The 7,132-nt window shown below is 73.5% G+C and carries 7 protein-coding genes; 3 read left to right on the top strand and 4 right to left on the bottom strand.

The annotated features are described in order from the left end of the window. Nucleotides 1-823, top strand: an 823-nt coding sequence (locus VFQ84_RS13645; protein ID WP_325132184.1) for an SDR family NAD(P)-dependent oxidoreductase, incomplete at its 5' end; no start/stop codon positions are given. Between the two features lie 125 nt (nucleotides 824-948). Further along, on the top strand, nucleotides 949-2,031 hold the full coding sequence (locus VFQ84_RS13640) for a glycerophosphodiester phosphodiesterase family protein (protein ID WP_325132185.1): 1,083 nt from the start codon (nucleotides 949-951) through the stop codon (nucleotides 2,029-2,031). Here the strand turns inward: VFQ84_RS13640 and VFQ84_RS13635 are convergent. The 4 genes from VFQ84_RS13635 to VFQ84_RS13620 all read right to left on the bottom strand — a co-directional run bounded on the left by VFQ84_RS13635 (nucleotide 1,974) and on the right by VFQ84_RS13620 (nucleotide 6,356). After that, complete coding sequence (locus tag VFQ84_RS13635; RefSeq protein WP_325132183.1) at nucleotides 1,974-3,146, bottom strand: DUF5694 domain-containing protein; 1,173 nt, start codon at nucleotides 3,144-3,146, stop codon at nucleotides 1,974-1,976. The two genes, VFQ84_RS13640 and VFQ84_RS13635, sit on opposite strands and share 58 nt — an antisense overlap. Before the next feature lie 95 nt (nucleotides 3,147-3,241). Then, nucleotides 3,242-3,721 (bottom strand): response regulator, encoded by a 480-nt coding sequence (locus VFQ84_RS13630; protein ID WP_325132182.1) that lies wholly within the window; start codon nucleotides 3,719-3,721, stop codon nucleotides 3,242-3,244. Further along, nucleotides 3,709-5,616 carry a hybrid sensor histidine kinase/response regulator gene (locus tag VFQ84_RS13625; protein ID WP_325132181.1) on the bottom strand — a complete coding sequence of 636 codons (1,908 nt, stop codon included), beginning with the start codon at nucleotides 5,614-5,616 and terminating at the stop codon, nucleotides 3,709-3,711. The genes VFQ84_RS13630 and VFQ84_RS13625 overlap by 13 nt, the downstream gene beginning before the upstream one ends. Further along, on the bottom strand, nucleotides 5,613-6,356 hold the full coding sequence (locus VFQ84_RS13620) for a response regulator transcription factor (RefSeq protein WP_325132180.1): 744 nt from the start codon (nucleotides 6,354-6,356) through the stop codon (nucleotides 5,613-5,615). Before VFQ84_RS13620 ends, VFQ84_RS13625 begins: the two co-directional genes overlap by 4 nt. A 150-nt stretch (nucleotides 6,357-6,506) precedes the next feature. On the opposite strand from VFQ84_RS13620, the gene VFQ84_RS13615 reads away from it, so the two are divergent. Beyond that, nucleotides 6,507-7,004 carry an SgcJ/EcaC family oxidoreductase gene (locus VFQ84_RS13615; RefSeq protein ID WP_325132179.1) on the top strand — a complete coding sequence of 166 codons (498 nt, stop codon included), beginning with the start codon at nucleotides 6,507-6,509 and terminating at the stop codon, nucleotides 7,002-7,004. Nucleotides 7,005-7,132: the final 128 nt, after the last annotated feature.

Below are 7,132 nucleotides of genomic sequence, written 5' to 3'. Positions count from 1 at the left end.
CTGGGTGGTCACCGGCGCCACCGGCGGCATCGGCCGAGCCATCGCGCTGGGAGCGGCGGCGCGCGGCGCTACCGTGCTGGCGCTGGCGCGCGACCCGGCCAAGCTCGAAGCGTTGGCGCGCGAGGCGCGCGGCCCGGGCCGGATCGAGCCAGTCGGCGTCGACCTCTCCCTGATGCGCGACATCCAGCGCGCCGCCGCCGGCATCGCCGCCGCGGGGCCGCTGGACGTGCTGGTGCACAACGTCGGCGTGATGCAGCACGACTTCGCGCGGACCGCCGAAGGCGTCGAGCGCAGCTTCGCCACCAACGTGCTGGGCCACTGGGTGCTGGACGCGGCGCTGCGCCATGGCGGCGCGCTGGTCGCGGGTACCGCCATCATCTCAATGAGTTCGGGCGGCATGTACGGCGCCGCGCTGGATCTGGACGCGCTGGAAGCCGGCGACGCCGCGCACCACGATGGTTTCACCGCCTACGCCCAGCACAAGCGCGCGCAGGTCGCGCTGACGCACTACTGGAACGCGCTGGGCCCGTCTGCGCCGCGGGCCTGGGTGATGCATCCGGGCTGGGTCGACACCGATGGCGTGCGCACGTCGCTGCCCGGGTTCCGCAGGCTGTTCCGCGCCGTGCTGCGCAGCCCCGAAGAGGGCGCCGACACCGCCCTGTGGCTGGCCGCCACCCGCCCGCCGGTCGGCGAGGGCATCTGGCTGGACCGCCAGTGCGACGACGAACATGCGTTCGGCTTCACCCGCCAGGGCGTGGGCGCCGAGGCGCTGGCCGGCCGCCTGGCCGAGCGGGTGGCCGCCGCGCTCGAGCGCCGTCGCTGACTGTCATCCGCGGGTGCCAAGCTGGGGCCATGCCCGGCGCCCCGTCCTGCCGCCTGCGCCTGCTGACCGCACTGGTCGTCGCGCTGGCGGCCTGCGCCGGCTCGCCGCGCGCTACGCTGGCGCCCATGCCCGCGCCGATGACTGCCCCTGCCGAACACCGCCCGTGGCTGATCGCCCACCGTGGCGCCAGCGCGCATCGGCCGGAGCACACGCTGGCCGCCTACGCGCTGGCGATCGAACAGGGCGCCGACGCCATCGAGCCCGACCTGGTGATGACCCGCGACGGCGTGCTGGTCGCCCGCCACGAGAACGCGCTATCCGACACCACCGACGTGGCCACGCGGCCGGCGTTCGCGGCGCGCCGCACGCGAAAGCAGATCGATGGCGCCTGGGTCGAGGACTGGTTCAGCGAGGACTTCACGCTGGCCGAGCTCAAGAGGCTGCGCGCGCGGGAGCGACTCCCCGGCTTGCGCTCGACCGCATGGGACGGCCAGTTCGAGGTCCCGACCCTGGAAGAAATCATCGCGCTGGCCGCCGCCGAATCCGAACGACGCGGCCGCCTCGTTGGACTGGTGCCAGAGATCAAGCATCCCACTTACTTCGCGGCCCTGGGCCTGGCGATGGAGGCGCCGCTGCTGGAGACCCTGGCCGCGCACGAGTACACGCGCACGGCCCCGGTCATCATCCAGTCCTTCGAAACCGCCAACCTGCGCGCGCTGCGCGAGCAGCTGCCACGCGGTGGCCACGTGCGCCTGCTGCAGCTGCTGGGTGGTCCGCGGGATGCGCCGTTCGACACCGTGCAGGCCGGTGCGCCGCGCACTTACGCCCAGCTCGCCACCACGGGCCTGCGCGACATCGCCACCTATGCCGATGGCATCGGCCCGCACTACCGCATGCTGCAGATCCAGCGTCGGGACGACGCGCCCGGCTATCGCAGTGCGCTGGTCGAAGCGGCCCATGCCGAGGGCCTGTCGGTCTTCGCCTACACCTTCCGCCCGGAGCACCGGTTCATTGAAGCGGCGTTCCGCGACGATGGCCTGCCGCAGGCTCGCAACGAGCCGGCGGCAATGCGCGAACTGCAGGCCTACGCCTCAACCGGCGTGGATGCGGTCTTCGTGGATGACCCGGCGCTCTCGCGGCGAGCGCTGGATCACTCCAGGACTTCCAAGGCGTCCACCACGCGCATGTCGCTCATCAGGCCCAGGTAGGCGTCGAGCCACGGCTTGTGGGCGGAGCCCACCACGACCAGCACACGGCCACCGGGCACGGCCGCCGAGGCCTCCCGGATGTTCGCGGCCATGCGCAGGTTGCGCGACTCCCATTCCGCCATGCGGACGCGGCCGGTGGCCATCGGGAATTCGCGGTCCAGCATCACCAGCCACTGGCTGTAGGCATCCAGGACGCCGGATTCGGGGCGATTGAGTTCACGCATCGTCGCCAGGGTCCGCGCCGGGGTGTCCAGTCGCTCCACGGCCGTGCCCAGACGGACGAATTCGGGTCTTGCCAGGCGTGCTGATATCTCGGCATCCGCCTTCACGGCCTCGGCCAGGGCCTCGAACACGGGAAGCACCACGTCGACGGCGGACTGGTCGTCCATCGGATGGACCCGTTCCAGGCCGCGGCGCGCCGCCAACCGGGCACCGATCATCCTGCTTTCATTGCGGCCGGCGGCGAACCGGTCGAGGGCCGCGGCCAGTGCCTCGGGCATCTCTTCCCCGGGTTTGCGCTCGGTTTCCGGCAGGCGCCACCACTGGACGACGGCCGAGTTGGGGTCGCCCGAGGCCAGGAACAGCAGCGCCAGGCGCCGACGCTGGCTCGGGCTGGGATCCGCGCCCGCCTCGCCCAGGGCCCTGCGGACGGCCGCCTCGGCTTCGGGCAGCGAAGCGATGCCCGCAACTGCGCGGGCGTCGGCCGCCAGCGTCAGGAAACGGGAGCCGAACATATCCGCCACGTCCGGATACACCGGGGCATAGGCCTGCAGCGTGAACAGGCTCTCGCCGGACAGGTTCTCGATCGCGATCAGGTCGGGGGCAAACGCCTGCAGACGATCCAGCAAGGGCTCGAGCACGGCCGGATCGAAATCCTCCGGCGTGCCCGACAGATGCGGAACGCCCAGCACCAGCACCTGCGTGAGCGGGCCGGCAACCTTGTCCTGGTAGGTCCGCGGATCGAAGGCCTGGGCGTGCGGAACCGCTCGCACGTCCTTGGCCACTTCGCCGGCAGCGGACGCCTGAGCAGGACCCGGATGGGCCGCCTGGGTGAACGGGCTGGCGAAGAGCCCAACGCATGCCACCACCACGATCATCAAGTCGCGACCCACCATGACGAAGTTCCTGCTTCCGATCCAGCGCTGAACGTAGCGCGCCGACTTTCCGCCGCCTCGTGCCGATGGTCACAGCACTTTCCACCCGCTTGGGTTCACGCGCCGGCCGTACCCGCCGGCCGCTTGGGCAGCGCGGTGTCCTGCCCCAGCTCGCGCAGCTGGCGCAGCAGCAGCGCTACCTCCAGGTGGTTCCAGACGCGCAGCAGCACTTCCAGCGGGTCGAAGGGCTTGGTGATGAAGTCGCGGGCGCCCAGGCCGAGCGCGCGATGGCGCGTGCGACGCGTGGCGTCGGCGGTGAGCACGATCACGGGGACCGGCAGCTGGCCGGGGGCGGGGGCGTTCAACTGCGCCAGCAGCTCGAAGCCGTCGACGCCGGGCATCCACAGGTCGAGCAGCAGCAGGTCGGGCTGGAAGGCCTGCACCAGCTCGACGCAGCGCTCGGGCTGGGTGGTGCCGAGTACCTGGGTGAAGCCCTCGCGGCCGAGCAGGTCTTCGAGCAGGGCGACATTCGCCGCGCCGTCGTCGACCACGAGGATGCGCGCCGACAGCAGCGCCTGTTCGTCTACCGCAAGCATCGGGCCAGCTCCTGGTGGAATTGCCGCAGGTCCAGCGGCTTGGTCAGTACGGCGGCGGCGCCGGCGCGCAGCGCGCGCTCGCGGGCCTGGGCGGTGGCGTCGGCGGTGAGCACGATGGCGGGCGGCAGCGCCACGCCTTCGGCCGACAGCTGCGCCAGCAACGCGGCGCCATCGCCGTCGGGCAGGTGCAGGTCGAGCAGCACCAGGTCGATGCCGCCCGCGCGCAGCGCGCGTTCACCGCCGGCGGCGTCGACCGCGGTGGCGAGCTGCCACTGCGGGTAGCGCTCCAGCAGTGTGTGCACCAGCGCGCGGTTGGACGCGTTGTCTTCGACCAGCAGCAGCTGGCGCGGCCCGGTGGCCGGCGTCGCCAGCGTGCGGCCGGCGTCCACGTCCTCCGGCGCTTCGGCCGCCAGCGGCAGGCGGAACCAGAAGCGGCAGCCCTGGCCGGGCGCCGTGTCGACGCCGATCTCGCCGCCCATCGCTTCGACCAGGCGCTTGCTCAGCGCCAGGCCCAGGCCCGTGCCTTCGACGCCGCGCGCGGTGCTGTCGATGCGTTCGAAGGGGCGGAACAGGCGGGCCACGGCCTCGGGCGCGAGGCCGGGGCCGTCGTCCTTCACCGAGATCTCGACGCAGCGGCCGTGCGGCACGGCCGCCAGCTGCACGCGGCCGCCGGGCGGGCCGTACTTGGCCGCGTTGCCCAGCAGGTTCAGCAGCACCTGGCGCAGGCGCTTGGCGTCGGCGTGCACGGCCAGCGCGGTGCCGGCGGCATCGGGCGGCACCAGGGTGATGCCGCGGCCCGCGGCCTGCGGCTGCACCAGCGACAGCGCTTCCTGCAGCGCCGGCGCCAGCCGCAGCGGGCGCGGCTCCAGGCCCAGGCTGCCGGCTTCGATCGCCGCGACGTCGAGCATTTCGGTGATCAGGCCCAGCAGGTGCCGGCCGGCGACTTCGATGTGGCCGCCGTAGCGGCGCGCGGGCGTGGCGTCGGGCGTGTCGGTCAGCAGCTGGGCGTAGCCAAGCATGGCGTTGAGCGGCGTGCGCAGCTCGTGGCTCATGCGCGAGAGGAATTCGTCCTTGGCGCGGTTGGCGGCCTCGGCCTGCTGGCGGGCGTCGTCGAGCTGGCGGGCGCGCGCCTGCAGCAGGGCGCCGGCCTCGCGCAGGCGCTGGTCGACCTGGCCGATTTCGTCGCCGGCGACGCGGCCTTCGCGCGGCGGCAGGCCTTCGCCCAAACGATTGGCTTCGGCGGCCAGCCGGCGCAGGCGGCGCGACAGGCTCGCGGCCAGGCCCGCCGCCGCGGCCACGGCGCCCAGGCCGCCCAGCAGCGCCACCGCCAGCGTCACGGCGGTGTTGCGCTGGCGCAGCACGGCGGCAGCGTCGGCGCGGGCGTTGAGTTCGTTGCGCTCGAGTGCGCCGAGCTCGCGCAGTTCGGCGCGCAGGATGTCCAGGGTCTGCTTGCCTTCGACCAGCTGCGCGCGCACGCCGGGGTCGTCGGGGTCGACGCCTTCGCGCAGCAGCTCGCGCCAGCCGGTGAGCTTGAGCTGGAACAGCGGCAGCAGCCGCGCGTAACGCTCGGCGCGCGGGCCGTCGCGGGTGCGCTCGGACAGGCGCGACACGGTGGCCAGCAGCTGCGGCTCGGCGATGCGGTAGGGGTCGAGGAAGTTGTCGCGGCGCACGAGCAGGAAGCCGCGCACGGCGGCGGCGGTTTCGGCGAGCTGGCTGTGCGCTTCATGCAGGTCGGACACGAGCGCGAGGGTGGCGCGCACGTCGGCTTCGGCGCGCGCGGTCTGGCGCTCGAGCAGGTAGATCGCCAGCACCGAGCCGAACAGCAGCAGCAGCGGGCCGGCGACGACGGCCACGGTCTTGCGCGGCAGCGACCAGTCTTGCCAGGGGCGGGTCATGCCGACAGGCCTCCTTCGACGGCCATCACCGCGGCCTGGGTGCGGTCGCGGCATTCGAGCTTGCGCAGGATGCGTTCGACGTGGGACTTGGCGGTGCCGGGCGCGATGCCCAGCGCTTCGGCCAGGCCCTGGTTGCTCAGGCCGCGCGGCAGCAGGGCCAGGACCTGGCGCTCGCGCGGGGTGAGCTGGCGCAGGGCGCTGTCCTGGCGGCGGCGCGGGCGACGGGCATTGGCCGTGGGCGCCAGGCAGGCGGCGAGCAGGCCGGTGAAGGCGGGCAGGGCTTCGTCGAGGCCGGCCGCGTTCGGGTCGGGCAGGCGCAGTACCAGCGCGCCCAGCGGCTGGCCGGCGAGGCGGACGCCGCCGCGCCACTCCTGCCCGGGCGCGGCGGCGCCGGGCAACAGCCATTCGTCGAAGCCGGGGCCGCTTTCCTGGGCCAGGCCCAGCGTCGGCGAGAACAGCTTCCAGCCGGTGCCGCCGGGCACGGTGGCGCCGGCCGGCCGCGCCGCGCCGAAGCCGGCCACCAGCCGCACGCCCGCCGCGGTGCGCACCAGCACCGCGCCGTGGCTGGCGCCGGCCACGTCGCCGGCCAGCCGCAGCACGGCCTCGGCGGCGCGGGTCGGATCGTCGGCCTGGGCCAGGGCGTCGGCGGCGCGGGCCAGGGCCCGGCGCTGGCGCGCGGCCACGGTGTCGTCGCGCAGTTCGGCGCGCCAGTCGGCCAGGCGGGGGCGGGTGGATTCCATGGCAACAGTCTCGGCAGGTCGGGGCGGGGGCGGCTCTGCCGGACGGCAGAGCCAGCGCTCTGCCGTCCGGCAGACGGCGCCGGGGGCATCGGCGGCGAGGATGCCTCCACTGGCGTGAGCCGCATGACAACCCCAACCCGGAGACACGAGATGACCCGCACCCTGCTTTCCGCCGCCCTGGTCCTGGCCCTGGCCGGCACCGCCCAGGCCCGTGAATACACCCAGAAGGCGCCGGTCCCGACCGACCCGGCCGAGCGCGAGATCGCCGCCCTGTTCGACACCTGGAACGCCGCCCTCGCCACCGGCAAGCCCGAGAACGTGGCCGCCCTGTACGCCGAGGACGGCGTGCTGCAGCCCACCGTCTCGAACTGGATGCGCGAAGGCCGCGACGAGGTGCAGGACTACTTCGTCAAGTTCCTGGCCCTGCAGCCCGTGGGCGTGATCAACACCCGCAACATCCAGAAGGTGGACGAGGACACCGCCATCGACGCCGGCATCTACACCTTCACCCTGACCGAGGCGGGCAAGAGCCGCCAGGTGCAGGCCCGCTACACCTACGTGTACGAGAAGGTGGACGGCGAGTGGAAGATCGTCCTGCACCACAGCTCGGCGATGCCGGAGCCGGTGGCGCACCTGGCCGGCAACTGATTCGCGTTGGACCCTGGCCGGGGCGGTCAGGCGGCGGGAGGCCCTCCGGTAGGTGGGCTTCCCGCCTTTTTATTCCCTGCAAAGCCCCTCTCCCGCCCGCGGGAGAGGGGTTGGGGAGAGGGCACCCC

The organism is Arenimonas sp. (genome assembly GCF_035721105.1).
Lineage (GTDB): Bacteria > Pseudomonadota > Gammaproteobacteria > Xanthomonadales > Xanthomonadaceae > Arenimonas.
This window is presented reverse-complemented; position numbering and strand designations above follow the sequence as displayed.

Coding starts and splice junctions, on each gene's coding strand:
- VFQ84_RS13640 (WP_325132185.1), top strand. CDS start 949: ATGCCCGCGCCGATGACTGCCCCTGCCGAACACCGCCCGTGGCTGATC.
- VFQ84_RS13615 (WP_325132179.1), top strand. CDS start 6,507: ATGACCCGCACCCTGCTTTCCGCCGCCCTGGTCCTGGCCCTGGCCGGC.
- VFQ84_RS13630 (WP_325132182.1), bottom strand. CDS start 3,721: ATGCTTGCGGTAGACGAACAGGCGCTGCTGTCGGCGCGCATCCTCGTG.
- VFQ84_RS13625 (WP_325132181.1), bottom strand. CDS start 5,616: ATGACCCGCCCCTGGCAAGACTGGTCGCTGCCGCGCAAGACCGTGGCC.
- VFQ84_RS13635 (WP_325132183.1), bottom strand. CDS start 3,146: ATGGTGGGTCGCGACTTGATGATCGTGGTGGTGGCATGCGTTGGGCTC.
- VFQ84_RS13620 (WP_325132180.1), bottom strand. CDS start 6,356: ATGGAATCCACCCGCCCCCGCCTGGCCGACTGGCGCGCCGAACTGCGC.